Source organism: Leuconostoc sp. XM4, assembly GCF_055698815.1.
This window is the reverse complement of sequence record NZ_CP134507.1, coordinates 934,344-951,232: the sequence shown is the minus strand read 5'-3', so window position 1 is coordinate 951,232 and position 16,889 is coordinate 934,344. Positions and strand designations below refer to the sequence as shown.

The 16,889-nt window shown below is 35.2% G+C and carries 18 protein-coding genes; 3 read left to right on the top strand and 15 right to left on the bottom strand.

Features of this window, described 5'->3' with window-relative positions:
- Positions 1-138: 138 nt before the first annotated feature.
- From RHP64_RS04760 to RHP64_RS04725, 8 genes are all read right to left on the bottom strand, one after another.
- The gene (locus RHP64_RS04760) at positions 139-1,488 is read right to left on the bottom strand and encodes an MFS transporter (RefSeq protein ID WP_025268076.1); all 1,350 of its coding nucleotides are present in this window, start codon (positions 1,486-1,488) and stop codon (positions 139-141) included.
- Entirely contained in the window at positions 1,478-1,921 is a 444-nt protein-coding gene (locus RHP64_RS04755) for a MarR family winged helix-turn-helix transcriptional regulator (RefSeq protein ID WP_025268075.1), read from the bottom strand. The genes RHP64_RS04760 and RHP64_RS04755 overlap by 11 nt, the downstream gene beginning before the upstream one ends.
- A 349-nt stretch (positions 1,922-2,270) precedes the next feature.
- A complete protein-coding gene (locus tag RHP64_RS04750; protein WP_011679719.1) occupies positions 2,271-3,503 on the bottom strand; it encodes an LCP family protein in 1,233 nt (410 codons plus the stop codon).
- A 170-nt stretch (positions 3,504-3,673) separates the two neighbouring features.
- Entirely contained in the window at positions 3,674-4,282 is a 609-nt protein-coding gene (locus tag RHP64_RS04745; protein ID WP_025268074.1) for a PepSY domain-containing protein, read from the bottom strand.
- A gap of 180 nt (positions 4,283-4,462) precedes the next feature.
- Positions 4,463-4,696: a hypothetical protein gene (locus tag RHP64_RS04740; protein WP_011679717.1), complete on the bottom strand. Its 234-nt coding sequence runs from the start codon at positions 4,694-4,696 to the stop codon at positions 4,463-4,465.
- 225 nt (positions 4,697-4,921) lie between these two features.
- Entirely contained in the window at positions 4,922-5,443 is a 522-nt protein-coding gene (locus RHP64_RS04735; protein WP_025268073.1) for a hypothetical protein, read from the bottom strand.
- An 85-nt stretch (positions 5,444-5,528) separates the two neighbouring features.
- Positions 5,529-6,596: a HAMP domain-containing sensor histidine kinase gene (locus tag RHP64_RS04730; protein WP_025268072.1), complete on the bottom strand. Its 1,068-nt coding sequence runs from the start codon at positions 6,594-6,596 to the stop codon at positions 5,529-5,531.
- Positions 6,597-7,268 (bottom strand): response regulator transcription factor, encoded by a 672-nt coding sequence (locus RHP64_RS04725; protein ID WP_025268071.1) that lies wholly within the window; start codon positions 7,266-7,268, stop codon positions 6,597-6,599.
- A gap of 189 nt (positions 7,269-7,457) precedes the next feature.
- Here RHP64_RS04725 and RHP64_RS04720 point away from each other — a divergent pair, with 189 nt between their 5' ends.
- Positions 7,458-8,804, top strand: a complete 1,347-nt coding sequence (locus tag RHP64_RS04720) for a hypothetical protein (protein ID WP_462785074.1) — start codon at positions 7,458-7,460, stop codon at positions 8,802-8,804.
- Between the two features lie 139 nt (positions 8,805-8,943).
- Positions 8,944-9,654: an acetolactate decarboxylase gene (gene budA / locus RHP64_RS04715; RefSeq protein ID WP_014324684.1), complete on the top strand. Its 711-nt coding sequence runs from the start codon at positions 8,944-8,946 to the stop codon at positions 9,652-9,654.
- 87 nt (positions 9,655-9,741) lie between these two features.
- On the opposite strand, the gene RHP64_RS04710 is transcribed toward budA, so the two are convergent.
- From RHP64_RS04710 to RHP64_RS04700, 3 genes are all read right to left on the bottom strand, one after another.
- Positions 9,742-10,680: a metal ABC transporter substrate-binding protein gene (locus RHP64_RS04710; RefSeq protein ID WP_025268069.1), complete on the bottom strand. Its 939-nt coding sequence runs from the start codon at positions 10,678-10,680 to the stop codon at positions 9,742-9,744.
- A gap of 82 nt (positions 10,681-10,762) precedes the next feature.
- Entirely contained in the window at positions 10,763-11,605 is an 843-nt protein-coding gene (locus tag RHP64_RS04705) for a metal ABC transporter permease (protein WP_014324683.1), read from the bottom strand.
- Entirely contained in the window at positions 11,598-12,341 is a 744-nt protein-coding gene (locus RHP64_RS04700) for a metal ABC transporter ATP-binding protein (RefSeq protein WP_025268068.1), read from the bottom strand. Before RHP64_RS04700 ends, RHP64_RS04705 begins: the two co-directional genes overlap by 8 nt.
- A gap of 407 nt (positions 12,342-12,748) precedes the next feature.
- Between RHP64_RS04700 and RHP64_RS04695 the strand changes: the two genes are divergently transcribed.
- Positions 12,749-13,573 (top strand): glycosyltransferase family 8 protein, encoded by an 825-nt coding sequence (locus RHP64_RS04695; RefSeq protein ID WP_038534127.1) that lies wholly within the window; start codon positions 12,749-12,751, stop codon positions 13,571-13,573.
- A gap of 70 nt (positions 13,574-13,643) precedes the next feature.
- On the opposite strand, the gene RHP64_RS04690 is transcribed toward RHP64_RS04695, so the two are convergent.
- The 4 genes from RHP64_RS04690 to RHP64_RS04675 are packed head-to-tail and all read right to left on the bottom strand — an operon-like array spanning position 13,644 to position 16,773.
- Entirely contained in the window at positions 13,644-14,003 is a 360-nt protein-coding gene (locus RHP64_RS04690) for a DUF1304 domain-containing protein (protein WP_011679708.1), read from the bottom strand.
- A gap of 17 nt (positions 14,004-14,020) precedes the next feature.
- Positions 14,021-14,959 carry an NADP-dependent oxidoreductase gene (locus RHP64_RS04685; RefSeq protein WP_014324680.1) on the bottom strand — a complete coding sequence of 313 codons (939 nt, stop codon included), beginning with the start codon at positions 14,957-14,959 and terminating at the stop codon, positions 14,021-14,023.
- A 16-nt stretch (positions 14,960-14,975) separates the two neighbouring features.
- Entirely contained in the window at positions 14,976-16,316 is a 1,341-nt protein-coding gene (locus RHP64_RS04680) for a dihydrolipoyl dehydrogenase family protein (protein WP_462785077.1), read from the bottom strand.
- On the bottom strand, positions 16,306-16,773 hold the full coding sequence (locus tag RHP64_RS04675) for a MarR family winged helix-turn-helix transcriptional regulator (protein ID WP_011679705.1): 468 nt from the start codon (positions 16,771-16,773) through the stop codon (positions 16,306-16,308). Before RHP64_RS04675 ends, RHP64_RS04680 begins: the two co-directional genes overlap by 11 nt.
- Positions 16,774-16,889 lie beyond the last annotated feature (116 nt).

The window sequence follows — 16,889 nt, the reverse complement described above, 5'->3', positions numbered from 1 at the left end:
GCTAGACTGTAAATAATCTAGTAAGTCAGTTTCCCACGCACATGCGCCGCTACTCCCGCAAGGTTGTTAAATATGAAAACACATTAATTCATAATACAATTGTATCATGCTATTTTTTTACTGTCTAATATAGAGATTTCATTTGTTCCCTGTTTTTTGTCGAGCAAAGAACATAATGAAAATAACAAGTGAAATAAAGAAAAGCAACCATAGGAAATGTTGGAACCCAACAGCTAGGCCTGATTTTTGTGCGCCATATAAAGCTGCAACAGTAGTGCCTAATGCACCCATAAACATTTGCGCTGATTGTAAAATAGCAGTGGCATCCGTCTTTTTATCTCTACTCAATTCATCAATAGATGCTGTCATTCCAATGCTAAAAGCCATATTACGCCCAAATGTGAAAATCATATACATGAGTATGAACGCTATGATTCCAAGATTTTTAGTGAAGTAGGCCATGACCAATAGACTAATCCCAAAGATCGTATTTCCTACCAAAAGTGGCGTTTTATCTCCATGCTTATCATATAAATGGCCAAAATAAGGATTTAAGATCCCACCTAGTAACGTTCCAGGCAATAAAGAGAATCCTGCCCAAAAGCTTGACGTATTTAAGATTTTTTGCGAATAATTTGGCAGCAGAAGGTTAATACCCAAATTTGCAAACATATATAAAACAACGGGAATTAGCAGGAATAGAAATTTACTGTTACTGAGTAATCTGATGTTCAAAAAAGTTTGTTTTGAAGTTAGTGATCTAATTACAAATCCTGTTAAACTAACAATGGTGACCCCTAGAAGTAATATATTGACAGTCCCATTTTCTAATTGATTAATTAATATCAAAGCCGTAATTAATGACACAGATAATAAGCCGAAAGCAAGGACGTCAAAAGAAACATTGGCTTGTGTTTCTTTACTGTTATCGATAGTTCTCCACCCCAACAACAACGATATAATCGGCACAATTAAAAGAATGAAAAATATTGATCGCCAACCAAGAGTATCAATCAAAGCACCACCGTATGTAGGACCAAATGAAGGGGCTAAACTGACAACCATAGAACCGATACCCATCCATACGCCTATCTTCGATCTTGGTACTAGTTGAACGATCAAGTTAAACATGAGGGGCATTGATATACCCGCTGCTAAACCCTCTAACACACGGCCAATTAACAATACTGGTAAATTACTGGCCAACCCGCCCACTAAAGTTCCTGTAGCAAAGAAAATAAGGCTGGCTAACCATAAATAACGGGTATTATACCTTTTATTCAGATAGGCACTTGTTGTGATCATAATTGTTACAGAGAGTAAGTATGCGGTCGTTACCCACTGTATCGAATTGAGCGATGTGCTAAAGTACCCTGTTAAAACAGGAAATGTAACGTTCATAGCTGTTTCTGCCATAATGCCAGAAAAAGAAACCAACGCTACTGCTATAATAGCCATTGCATTTTTAGTTGAAACTTTATTTTCCATTTTTTTCTCCTTCTAGTGAGTGATTACTGTTATCTTCTGCAACATATTTTAAAAATTTAATTATAGTTTTCCGTTCACCTTCTGAAAAAGGCCGTAAAATATCTTCATCATGGGAGCTAATAATTTGTTTAGCGATTTTATTAATTTTTGCTCCTGACGCCGTGAGGTGTATTTCATTAACTCTTTTGTCTTTTTCATTTGGTACTCTTGCAACCATTTTTTTCTCTACCATTCGGTCTATCATAGTTGCTACAGATGAAGCTTTTATATGAAATTCTTGTTCAATATCTTTTTGTGTGACGTACTTATTGTCAGCGATAAAGTCAATTGCCGACAATTGCGCACCAGTCACCCCGTGAGTTACGGCCAATGTATCAAGATCTCTTACAAGATTACGTTGCCCAATTTTGAATAATTTACCTATAGATGTCATTACAAATTGTCCTTCTTTATCATTAAATGTTAGTTAGCTAACTAACATTATAACAATGATGTTACCACTTATAATCAACATAAATCAATACCTTTCTTTAATTTATTTCGTGGCTCAATGGAAAACAATTTCTTCCTGATTTTTATATTCATTTAACATTTTAGCGGTATTATGAGTACATACCTTAACAGAGGTATACTCCACTATTTATATAAGAATATATTTTCTTTCTCCCTATAAGATAATATTCTCTTCTCTCCCAGAAAAGCAGTCTCTCCCAAGGCTGCTTTTTAATTATATTTATAAAAAAAAGACATGTTACCTAACATGTCTTTTTCTAATTTTATATTTACTCTTCACGCAACTGCATATTTTCGTCAGTATTGTTTTCTGGATACAATTGATCTGCGGTACCTACTTGAGCTAAATTGTTTTCTGTAATATTACTACCAAATTCATTTCCAGTTGTAGCTGCTTCTAAGTTCAAACTGCTTCTAACTTTATTTGTTATTGCTTGTCGCTGTGCAGTGGTAACACGTTGGTATGAGATACCTTCAAATGTCTCACCTTGTCCTTGAACAGTATATGAAACAATATGCTTTGAGGCACTAATGTAATTAGTACCTAATTTCAACATATCTTCCGATTTTAGATTAGAAGCAATGTTTTTAGTCGTCGAATTTATGAATTTTAAATTAACTACTTGAGCTGGATTTTTCTTAACTTTACTAATAATTTGTTGCAATAATAAGCGTTGTCGTTCAGTTCGACCATAATCACCTTTTGGATCTTGATATCGCATTCGAGAAAACGCTAAGGCTGCTTGTCCATTCATTTTACTATAGCTTTTAAAGGTTTCACCATCAGCAGCGTATTTGAATGTACTAGAACCCTCAGTAAATTGATACAGATCTTTGCCACTTTCGTGGGCAGTTTCTTGGCTAAAGGTGAACGTTAAGGGTGACTTGACTTGCACGCCACCAAGTTGTTCGACAACATCGCCAAGTCCACTCATATTGACCATAGCGAAATAATTGATTGGAAAGTTAAACATTTTTTGTATGGTATCTATTGTTGTGCTTACACCGTCCCCCAACGAAACATTATTATCAGAAGCTGCCTTAAACGCATAGGCAGCATTTAATTTCTGAGGGAAACTACTTTCAAACCCAGAAATGGAAGTCATGATATCTCGTGGAATAGAAATTAAAGTAGTTGTTTCATTTTTTGGATTAACAGTTACAACCATCATAGAGTCAGTTAATCCTACGCGACTACGATTCGTGCCAAAGCCACCCTCTGTGCCAATATCTGTTCCTAAAACTAAGAAAGATACTGGCTTTTTATCCTGAATTAATTGTGTGGCTTTTTTTTCAGAATCAAGACCTGTTGATGAAAATGATTTACTAAGTGTGTTATTTAAACTATAAAAATAGTATGCAGCATAACCAGAAGCGGATAGTAATACAATGACAGCTGCTAAAACGATATACAATTTAAATGAACTATGTTTTTTACTATGAAATAACGCCATGCGGCTTTTAGTAGCTGATGGCGTATTTGTATCCCTATTTTTCTCCATTATTCCCCGTTACCCCTAAATTTTGACAAATGTCTATTGGACGCTATCCATTATAACATAAGGGTTTTTGAGAATTAATTAAGAATGTTGCGGATTTCAACTATTATTATTTTGTAAGGACCACATAGTTAGCAGATTATTAAGTGAACTATACTAAAAGCTTGCAATATTTAATCATCTTCGTCTTTTTCTATCACTTGACCACTATTGGCATCAAGTTTAACTGCTACATTATTGTTTCCGTCTTTTAATGAAATTTCCCAATAAGTACGACCATCATCTTTTCCCAAAGACCACCCATTTAAGGAGCCATCGCCGGCCGCATCCTTAGCTTTATTTACGGCACTATCTAAAGATATGATGTTATCAAATGCTATAGCTTCATTATTTTTGGCAGTGCCATTCTTTTCATCGGCATCCAATTGTTCTTTGTTGTGAGTGATAACTTTACCGGTATCAGCATGAATTTTTAGTGTATATTCTGTATTGTCATCTACACCTGTAATATCATAATGCGTCGACAATAGATTTTTTTCTAATTCAATTGATGTGATGGCAGTGTTAGGGTATCTTTTATAAAATATACTTCTTATTTTAGCCAAGCTAAGCAAATCATCATCATTGGAGGAGCTTTTACTAGAAGAACTGGTATCGAAAGAAGAATCAGTGCTTCTTGAAGTATTAATATTGTTGTGATTTGAATATAGTAAATATGCTATGGTTACCAACAACAAAGTGATGATAATTAGCAAGACAGTAGTTAACCATTTTTTTAACAAAACAATTCTCCCTTTCGCTTTTCAGACAGCATTCGCAACCTATTGTATTTGGTTTATTGTATCATGACATTAAACCAAATCAGTAAATGACGTCTTATTTTTGTATAGCTGAACAAATTGTAGCTTTTGCTAAATAAAAAGCAATATGACTTTTAAAATGGTCATACTGCTTTTTATTCATTAACGATGTTTATTGATTATGTCGATATTTGTTTTTTCGCGTTGATTTTGTTCCGCTTCAATGCGCTTTTTAGCATCTTGAGCTGACTCGCCATCTTTGGCTAAGTACTTATCGACGAACTTATCTGAAATATTACCAAATCCTTCAACTGCCCCATTTTCAATTGTTTTATAAGTTTTTACAACCTTCTCCTCTATCTTTTTGTTTGCCTTAACAATTTTTGACTTGCTCATAATAAACTCCTTTTCATGTCTACTTGTGAATGTTGGCGAAATACATATTAATAGCTAACTTTATCGACCATGTCTTCCTCACTCAACTATAGTTAGTTATCTTGGTTATATCATATTCATGATTTATTTCAAAAATATTTACGAATTGTTTTAAAAATGTTAATTACTCAAATTAAAAAAATGAACTTACAAACACTAACAGGTTTGCAAGTTCATTTTTAATTCTCAATCCATGTAGCACAATTGATGTGCTCTTTTTGTTAAATCGTAAATAGCATCATATTTAGATTCAACAGAATCCTGATTATGATGTGTTCTTTTTTCAAACTGAGTCTTGTAAATAAAATAAGGCAACACCCATCCTATGAATCCGACTAAACCAAATAAGAGTGACAAATAAAGACTACTAACACTGTGTATAAAGAACGCACCCACTATAAGTGCAGTCCCAAAAAGGCCAACAAGACAAGCTTGAATCGTTGGTATTAATTGGTTGCGTTTTTCGATTTTAATAATCTCATTCATAGTAGCTTGAAACTTATTTTCTAATCGTTTAACTTCAATACGGTTCACAAGATCACGATTGCGCTTCATATGTAACATGATATTATTGGGATTTTGAGTACTTTTATGATGTTGATCGATCACCCAGCCAAAATTCGGATATGCATCCAAGTAGACAGGCTCATATTTTTTTTCAACTACTCTTTCTTGGTATTCGTAGCCGATAAACTGTTTTTCGTACACGACATATTTCTCCTTATCAGGTTCACCACTATTATTATCAACTACAATTATACAAAATACTTAAAACATAATTGTTAAAGCCATGTTAATTGTTTAAATGATGTAATGGTAACCAAACTGTAAAAGCGCTTCCTTTGCCCAATTTACTTTCCACACTAATAGATCCTTGCATTAAAGTTATAATTCTATTCACTAGTGACAACCCCAATCCATTTCCTTGGTTGGTATGAGATGTTTCACCTTGATAAAATTTATCAAATATTCTATTTAATGTGTTATGATCCATTCCTTCACCGTTATCTCGGACTGTTATTTCTGTTCCTTCATTGTTTTGTTGCAGTCTTAATGTGACTTGTCCGCCGGAAGGAACAAATTTGAACGCATTACTAAGTAGATTTTGCCACACTAACTCCATCATTTCTGGATCTGCTGCAATTTCGATATCGTCAGGAATATTAATATCTAAAGAAATGTTGTGAGATGCCCATATTTTTTCAAAGTTAAGTAATGTTTCAACTAGCTGACGACTCACATTATATTTTTTAATATGTGGCTGGAGTGCTTGGTTTTCAATCTTGCTTAATTTCAATACATTGGTGACCATTGTTGCCATTTTGTCGGTTTCGTCAACAATGATTTGAGTATACATGTCGCGCTGCTCTTCATCTGTTTCGTTTTTTAAAGCTTCAGCATAACTTCGAATTACTGCTAGAGGCGCCTTAAATTCATGAGATACATTGGCAATAAAGTCATTCTTTAAAGTTTCCGTACTACCAAGTTCTTCAATCATTAAGTTAAAATTTTCAAAAACATAATCTAAGTCATTGTACTTCTCGCGTGCATGACCTGGTTCTAAATAGACGGAGAAATCTCCTTGTGCAACCTGTCGTGTTGCTTCATTTAATTGGCTGACTGGTTGATCAAAAAGAACATGTTTTTGATATGAAATTAAGCCAATGAAAATTAATGTTACTATAAACCAATATATCAAGTACCAAATAAAGTTACTGTTCGTAAATAATGCCAGTTGGCCACCATGCATTAAAACTATATTTGGAATAGTAGCAAACAATAAAAAAATAACATAAGCAGCAATAAGCTCTTTAATGGATACTTTTTGAAAAGTAATTTTGTGTTTTTTTATCTTCTTCATTTACTTTAAAACCGCTTTATATCCTAACCCATGAACTGTCGTTATTTCAAAGACATCACTTCCAGAAAATTTATCACGCAGTTTAGTAATGTACACATCAACTGCCCGCAATCCTGTCGTTGTATCAACACCCCAGAACTCATCAAGTAATTGTGAACGTGAAAATGTTTTATTCGGATAAGACAGTAATTTAAATAGAATGTTGAATTCACGCACCGTTACTGAAATTTCCTGTGAATCAACCATAATACTGACAGAATCTGCATCAAGTACTGTATTGCCGATTGTTAGCTTTCTATCATTAGCTACGTGAGCTCGTCGTAGTAGCGCAGTCACCCTCATTAGCATTTCGGACATATCAATTGGTTTAACCATATAATCATCGATACCAGATGAAAAACCACGTTGTTTCGATTGAATATCATCTTTGGCAGTAACAAAAAGAATAGGAATATTCGGATTGATTTTTCTGACTGTCTCAGTGAACTCAAAACCGTCAATGTTAGGCATCATCACATCTGAAAGAATCATATCAAACAATTGGTTATACATCTTATCATAAGCCTCTTGCGCACTAAGAGCACTCTGAACTTGGTGTCCATGGTTAGACAAATAGATACTTAAAATTCGATTGAAATTCGGGTCGTCTTCAACAACAATAATATTAGCCATATTTATTTCCTTTTAATAATGATCTTGTTAGTTCAATTATAACTGACAAAGTCACAAACTAAACAAACATTTTTTACAATTAACACTTTGAAAACATTTTTCAAATACAACATAAATATTTTAATTTTATAGTATTGTCATGGTCATCAGTTGATGGCTAATAACTCAACATCTTAAAGGAGAACAACCATGACAACATCAACTACATTAAATACAACTTATCAAGATATTTTTAAGACAGAAAACGGCAAAACCTACTTATCGGCATTACCAAAACTCGAAAAGATTACTTCAGGGCAATCATTTTTGTATCGCCAAAATGGTGCGCCTAGCATGGTAATCGACATTAGATTAACTGATGATATCGATACAGCGTATTTACAACAATCTGTATATAAGTCCTTGCAACGCTATCCGTACTTGACTAGTCAATTAGTTGAAAAAGATGCCAACTATTATTTATCTAAAAATGATCTCCCGCTAATTATAGCTGAGACAGATCAGCTACGCGCTCTGGGTAGTGATGAGGTGAACCAACACCTCATCGATGTTACTTTCTCAGAAAAAACTATTTTCATTGCTTATCATCATGCAATTGCAGACGGACGCGGTATTATGCCATTTGTTGAAACGTTACTTTATTACTACTTAGGGTACAAAAGCAATACTTGGCCAGAAATTGAACATATTAATTTGAGCGACGATACTATGTCAGAAGATGAAATGTTAGAGCCACTTGAGAACCTAGAATCCCAACCAATTTCAGAAACTAATAAAATGCCTGATCTGAATCATCGTGGATACCAACTTTTAGAAACCAAGGGTCAAGATGCAACAAAAAGTAGCTATCGCTATGAAATCGTCTTAGATCAAGAAAGTTTTATGACATATGCTAAGAAACATAATGCTACACCTGCTATCGCTGTCGCAATTATTATGGCGCAGGCAATTCAAAAAGCCTATCCTGATTTTGAATTACCTATTGTTGCTCATATGGCAAGTGATCTTCGTTTAGGCGTAACTAATCAAAACACTTTCCGAAACTGTGTTGGCAGCATTGCATTACCAGTTAATCAACCTATTGTTGATGACGAAGATTTTACAGCTGTTGCCACAGAATTTAGAAACTTAATTAAACAAAGCAAACAAATCAGCAACTTAAGGGCCAATGTTAATCAAATGGCAAATCTGTTTGAAAAACTAGATTCCTTACCCACTATTGAAGCTAAGCAACAAATGCTGTCTTTCTTCGAAAATATTCTTCTCAATACTTTCATCATTAGTTATTCCGGTCAAACTAAACTGGGAGAATTAGAACAATATATTGATGAAATGCATACCTATATGAGCGGAACAAATGGGTTATCTATTGAAATGCTAGCCATTAATGGTGGTATTTCAGTAGATATTCTGCAAAGCTTTGAAAGCGATGTATATGTCAAAGATTTCACAGACATCTTAGCTGCTAATAATATCGATTTTAAAATCAATGACACCGTGTTATTCGAAGTACCTAATGATAAACTCTCTCGATGAACATGACTAACTAATTGTTGCATCATTTTACCGTTAACTAAAGCCACTGTAATCAGTGGCTTTTAATCTTGAATAAATATTAAAATGGTTTACTTTTAGTAAGTAAAACTAAAACACTTTAATTAAAAAAGAGGTCATTATGTCTACAATTTATCAACATGGAACGTTAGAATTAATTATGTCAGGATTATATGACGGTACGGCACCGTTGTCGTCAATATTGAATCATGGTTCGAGTGGCATTGGAACAATGGATGAACTTGATGGTGAAGTTACAATCATAGAAAATAGCGTATATCAAACGAAAGCGAATGGTGTAACTAAAGAAATCACAGATTTATCGTTGGAAACACCTTTTACTTCCATCCATTCTCAATCAGAGTTATACTATTTTCTTCAAGAAAAATTTTTAACTTTTGATAGTTTAAACAATATATCCAAACAACATCAGAGCTGGGCTAATTTACCAGCTAGTATTCAAATGAATGCTAGTTTTTCGAAACTGAAGGTTCGTGTTGCTCCTAAGCAAATCAAGCCTTATCCACCCTTCGTTGATGTAACATTGAAACAACCAGTGTTTAATTATGAAAATGTTTCTGGTACTTTAATTGGTGATTTTGGTCCTGACCTTTATTCTGGCATTATGGCGAGTGGGTGGCATCTTCATTTTTTAAGTGATGATCGTACGATTGGCGGCCATGTTCTTGATTTCAAGGCGAGCGATGTATTAGGTAGAATTGATTTATTCAATGAACTCAACATCGCTTTGCCTACTGATAATCCTGATTTCAATAATCATGAAGCCGACATATTGAATATTCGTGAAGCCATCGATGTAGCAGAAAGATAAACAACTAAAACTTAATAACAATAAAAACACCGTAACTATTTGAATAGTTGCGGTGTTTTTATGAATAAGGTTTACACTATTTATGTTTTACTTTGACAAACCTTCCGAAATCTTATCTAGGTTCCATTTCATCATACCGTAATAAGTATCTGCTGCCTGTCCTTTTTTAGCCAAAGAATCAGTATAAATTTTTGAATAAATAGGTAGACCGGTTTCTTTAGAAACCTTTTCCATTGCCTTTGGAGACACTGAGCTTTCCACGAATAATGAAGGTACGTTAGTAGCTTTAATTTTCTCCAATACTTGTTTCATCTGCTCAGGTGTACCTTGAGACTCTGTATTGATTTCCCAAATAAACGCTGGTGTGATACCGTAAGCTGCTGAGAAGTATTTGAATGCGCCTTCAGAAGTAACTAATAATTTCTTATTTTCAGGAATATTATTGAACTTAGTTTTGGCACTTTTATCTAACGCAGATAATTTCTTAACGTATGCTGCTGTGCGCTTCTTATATGTGCTAGCATTGTCTGGGTCTTTAGCAATTAATACTTTTTCAATGTTTTTAACATATTTAATACCATTTTGCATATCTAACCAAGCATGGGGGTCTAATTCATTTTCTTTACCCTTATCAGTTAAATGCTTAGCCACTACCCCCTTTGAGACGGCGAACACTTGCTTATTCGTTTTCTTTCCAGCATTTTGATACATTTTCTTGAACCAGCCAGAACCACCAGTTTCAAGGTTTAATCCATTGTGAAAGAGTACGTCAGCCTCTTGGGCTGCTGAGACATCTTGTGGTCGTGGTTCATATTCGTGTGGATCGGTACCACGTGGCACAATTGTGTGTAAGTTGACTTTATTACCAGCAACTTCTTCAACCATGTTACCAATAATTGAGTTTGTCGCAACAACTTGCAACTTATCATGTTGGCTTGTTTTTCCCCCTTGACTACTATTAACAAACCACAGCACACCACCCAATATGACAACAACGGCCACTACGATAATACTTAAACGTTTAATCATTTTTAATTTCTCCACTATATTCTGCGTAACATACGCTGGCTTTGATAATTCTCTCTATTTAACTTAGACTGCTTTAATTTTAAGACTTTCTTTTGAAGACAATGCCTTGTTTTGGTGAAAAGATAAAGGCCAATGTAAAGAAAATTGCTGCTGTAAGAACAATTGCAGGACCTGACGCCCAGTTAAATGTGAAACTCAGGTACAAGCCTACAATTGATGATATTACAGAAAAGATAGCAGCAACAATCATCATATGAGACATACGATTTGTTAACAAGTAAGCCGTAGCTGCTGGTGTAATTAACATGGCCACAATTAAGATAATTCCGACTGTTTGCAAAGCTGTCACCGTAACTAAGGTCAAAACAAGCATTAGAGCGTAATGCATAATTTGAGTTTTAAGACCATAGGCTTTAGCAAAAGTATTGTCAAATGATGTGATAAGTAACTCTTTGTAAAAGGTAACAACAAACAATAATACTATAGAAAGCACGATTGCAGTAGTAATTAAATCACTGTCAGAAACAGCTAAGACGTTTCCAAATAAAATGTGATGCAAATTAGTAGCAGACTCTGCCAATGAAATAAGAATAAATCCCAATGCGAAGAAAGCTGAAAATACGATTCCTATGGCTGTGTCATTTTTCAACTTTGACTTCATCGTGACAACACCGATTAGTAATGCTGCCAAAATACCAAAGGCAGAAGCACCGAGTAACAAATTAATCCCGAGCATGTATGCAACCGCAACACCAGGTAATACGGCATGCGAAATTGCATCACCCATTAAAGACATGCCTCGTAATATGATGAAGGACCCGATAATTCCTGACATAATACCAACTAATATCGATGTAACTAATGCTGTTTGCAAGAAATTATATTTTGTTAGTCCGTCAATGAATAATTCAATACTATGCATGTTGATCCTCCTCTTCTTCAAACAAGATCGATGATAGATCACCACTAAATGCAGAGGCGATATTTTCTTTTGTGAAAACATCGGCTGTAGCCCCATATGCAGTAATACCGTGATTAATAATCACCAGATTATCAAAATAGGTTGTCACTTTATTCAAATCGTGATGTACAACAATAATTGTTTTTCCTGCAGTGCGCCATTGTTTTAAGATAGCCATAATATCGGCTTCAGACTTCATATCTATACCAACAAAGGGTTCATCTAAAATAATGACATCAGCATTTTGAACAATTGCACGCGCAACGAAAACACGTTGCAATTGTCCACCAGAGAGTTCGCCAATTTGTCGTTGGCTAAAGGTAGATAACTTAACGTCTTCTAATGCTTCCTTTGCGGCATCTTTTTCTTTTGTGCCGGGAACATTAAACAGGCCCAAATTAGGGTATGTGCCTGTTAAAACAGTATCAAAAACATTGATTGGAAAAGTTAAATCTAAAGCAGCACGTTGCTCCACATAAGCTATTTTCTTTAACTGCTTTGCGATTGGCTCGTCGTGTAACGTAACTTTACCATTCTGCTTGTTTATCAATCCTAAAATGCCTTTAATCATTGTTGATTTCCCTGCACCATTAGGTCCGATAATACCGGTAATTTTACCAGGCTCAAATTGAATTGATAGGTTCGTGAAAACCGGTGTGCCATCATAGGCCACCGTCAAATCGCGGACTTTAATCATAATTTTCTTACTCTCCTAATGTTCTTCGCATTAATTCGAGTGTGAGTTTTTAAATTTAGAGTGTTCTCAGCCAAAACTTTCGTGCACGCAAAAAAGGCGCGTTTAAAACCTACAGTTGAAATGAGTGCGTCGTAACATTGTTTATTTTCGAATTGATGAACTATCAACTAGCCGCTTCTTGGCTGACACAGCTAGTTGATAGTTTCCAATTACAAATTAAGTATATCATGGTTGCTTAAGAATGGCTACCAATTAGTCTTGATGGTGATTAAAAGCTTATGTTAATTGATGAAGATGTAGTCACTTTTTTCTCAATACTTCTAATAAAGTATGGATGCTGTATAATTTATGTTGCAAAGTATTTTATTAATAGACTGCTTAACATATAAAAAAAGGATCTCATAATAATGGAAGAAATAAACATTTTAGTCACTTTAGACAAGTCCTACATAAAACCTTTAAAAGTTATGCTCTTGTCGCTGAAAGCAACGAATGTTGATTGTAGATTTTCTATTTGGCTGCTACACGATTCGATACCAGAAGCGGAAATAAACCATTTGAGAGGCTTTACAGACAAACTGGATTATGATTTTCACCCATTAAAAATTGACGCAACTTATTGGCAAACCGCCCCCACGCTTAAACAATATCCAACGGAAATGTATTACCGATTGCTTTGCACTGAATATCTGCCAGCAGATTTAGAACGCATAATTTACTTAGACCCTGATACTTTGATATTGAACCCAATTGAAGCACTATGGTCGATAGACTTAAAAGGTAATATGATAGCGGCAGCAAGCCATTTAGGTCTAACGGGAATCAATCAGACGATTAATAATGTTAGATTGCGAACTAAAAGTGAATACTTTAATTCTGGTGTGATGCTTTTAGATTTAAACAAAATGCGTGCAAAAGTTAATAAAAGTGATATTTTAGACCTAATTAAGGATCATGCCAAAGAGCTCGTACTCCCTGATCAAGATATTTTGAATTATTTATATGGTAATCAAATCTTGAGTATACCGGAAGAAATTTGGAATTTTGATACGCGAGCTAACATCGTTCACTTTGCTAAGAGCCGAGGTCAGGTCGATACAAACTGGGTGATAGCCAATACATCTATTTTACATTTTTGTGGTCGTCCGAAACCTTGGGATAAACACAGCATTAATCGCTTCACTATTCTTTATCAACATTACCAGCGCATACTAGAATTAAACTATAATTGATATTTTTTTGCAAAAAAAAACGCAGCAGTTGCTACGCTTTTTTTATCTGGTAATATTAGCTGGTTAAAGACTACTTCAAAAATAGCAAAATTATTGCAATAAATGCCGGCAATCCCTGAACCAGGATAATCTTTTTTGTGGCTGTTAAAGCACCATAAACTGCAGCCAAGAAAATAAATAGCATTTCCATCTGTAACATCAAAACCTGTTGAGGGCCTGATAGAAACAACATAGTACCAATTACAAGCGCACCGAATAAGCCATTATAGATTCCTTGATTTGCTAATAACGTTTTAACCTCTGGTATCTGAACGAAAGATTCTTTAAGATCAAATGCTTTTGCCTGCTGTGAAGCTGTACCAAACATTTCTACAAACATAATACCAATAGCCTCTAGACTAACTAATGTAACCATAATATAAGCGAACATTTATTTCTCCTCTGTATTTACTCTTTAATTTGAACTACTACTTTCCCTCGGGCGTGGTGTGTTTCACTCCGCTCGTGGGCTGACTGAATACCTTCTGTAGTTAATGGATAAAGAGAATCCACAACAATTTGAAGCTCACCCTTTGCGATGTAGGATGCTAAAATTGCTAAATCTTGCCCGTTCGGGTTTAGCCACCCTTCTGTCACGGTCTTGTCTGAGGTGTTTTTCTGTTGGTCAGTTAACGCGTTAGAAATAGTGACAAGATGGCCACCGGATTTAAGGATGGCAATCCCATTATCAACATCACCAACTGTGTCCAACACAGCATCGAAATCAGACAACACATCTTGAATATTGTTTTTGTGATAATCAATTACAGAATCCGCACCTAAAGATTTTACAAATTCATGATTATTTTGACTAGCAGTTGTTACTACATATGCGCCAATCATTTTAGCCAGCTGAATTGCATAAATACCTACCCCACCAGCACCAGCTTGAATTAGTATTTTCTGATTGGATGATAACTGAAGTTTTCTAAGCATTTGCAAGGCAGTTAGCCCAGCTAAAGGAACGGCTGCAGCCTCAACAAAGCTAATGTTATTTGGTTTTAGTGCTAGTTTATCCGCTTTAACAGCTGTATATTCTGCATACGAACCATTCACTCCTTTTGTGTCAATATCTGGCCGAGCAAACACTGGGTCTCCAACTTTAAAACTTGTTACGTCATCTCCAGTAGAAGCAACTATTCCAGCGATGTCCCAACCTAAAATGACCGGGAATTGCCATGGAAACATCCGTTTTAATAATCCCTCTCGCGCTTTGTAGTCAATTGGATTAATACTCGTGGCCATATTTTCTACTAAAACCTCGTCCGATTTTATTTTAGGAATAGGCATGTCGATAACCTCTAGCTGCTCTCTACCACCATAGTGATTAATCACTGCTGCTTTCATAATAAGGCCTCCTTACTTAGGCTAAATAATTGGCAATCATTGGCAATATAATACCTGAGTCAGTTGGAAACGCATAAATTTGCGACTTAATGTCCGAACTTGTGTACTGCTGATTAATCACAGGAACCAGTGCATTAACAACCTCTGTGGCAAAATCACCGATTAAAGCTGCACCAACCAGCTGTTTGTTTTTATTCACTACGATTTTAATTGCTGCGTGAACATCGTTTAGTGTCTGAAATCGCATAACTCTCCCATAAGGAATTTCATGAACTTGTAAGTTCTCATCCTTAGCCGCTTCGTCAATGGTTACCCCTATTTGTGCTACACGAGGCAATGTAAAAGCGATTGTTGGCACTACAGGATAATTTATGGGTTCCTGATTACCTAATAATACGCTAGCAATATAATTCGATTCAAAAGTAGCAGTTGGTGTTAATCTTGGTATTGCTTTAGAGATTACATCGCCGCTGGCGTAAATATTGTCAATAGAAGTTTGTAAATGATCGTTAACTAAAATACCTTGCTTATCATACAAAACATTAATGTCGTCTAAGGCTAATCCTTCAATATTGGGCACACGACCTGTTGTATCCATAACGTAGTCAACATAATAGGTTTCTCCCTGCGCTGTATCAACTTGATATTGCCCATTTTCAAGTAACGATACACTTGAAACAGCTTGGTTAAACGTAAAATGGATGCCTTTTTCGGTCATATCCTCGATGACCTTTTGAGAATAGACTTTATCAAATCCATTTAAAACATGGTTCCCGTATTCAATTAAAGTGACATCACTCCCAGCGGCATGTGCAATTGAAGCAAATTCCATCGCAATATAACCAGCGCCAACGAATAGAATTGACTTTGGCATATCAGGTAAGTCGAGAAAGTCTGTGCTGTCCTTCATAAACTCTGAACCAGAAATTGGTAGTTTTGCAGGTCGTTGACCAGTAGCAATCACAAATTTTTCAGCCTGATAAACTTGATCAACAACAACAATTTTTTCGTTATTCAAAAATTTGGCGTGCCCATTAATAATGTCAATTCCATCAACAGACAGCATGTGTGCTAAACCGCCTGATAAAGGATCAATCACTTGGTGCTTATAAGCCATTAATTCTGGCCAAATGATGTTGGGCGTGTCATTAATTCCGATACCATGGTAATGATTCAAATGATGCATCATTTCAGCTGGGCCATCTAACAGTATTTTGGCATTACAACCAAAATTTGTGCATGTACCAGCAACCTTGTTTTCTTCCACTAAGGCTATTTTTTTTCCTGAGCGAGCTAACGTTTGTGCCCCGTGCCATGCAGCATGACCACTACCAATAAAAATAACATCATAATTCATCTTCATACCTCTTTTTTTCTTGTATCATCTTTTTTAAGACCTGATTAAGCGCTTGATTTTCTCGTAATACCTCTTCAATTGGACGTCCACTTTGATGTATTAGGTTGTCACGCATAATTCTGATTTCATACAAAATGCGTTCAAAAGTAGTTACCTTCTGATCAGACATTTTTAAAACCTTGACGCGTCTGTCCTGTGAACTTTGCACCTTAATAATCCAAGACTTATTGACAAGTTTCTCAATTACAGGTGTCAATGTATTACTTGACAACTCAAGCTCGGCACCGATATCCATTAATTTCACCGAATTCTGTTTATAAATAATCAGTAAGCTCATATATTGCAAATATGATAAATCATATTTTTCTAGTACATAACCGTACAGATGATGAAAATAACGATTTGTATTATATATTGACAAGCACAATTCGTCGTAAAGATGTTCATCTTTATTCATATCGTAACCTCCTAAATAATATTATATCGCATACGATATATATTGCAAATAGTACACTTCAACTTTAAAAAAATGACTGATTATATGTTGTAGTTATTTGCCATATCATCAAAGAA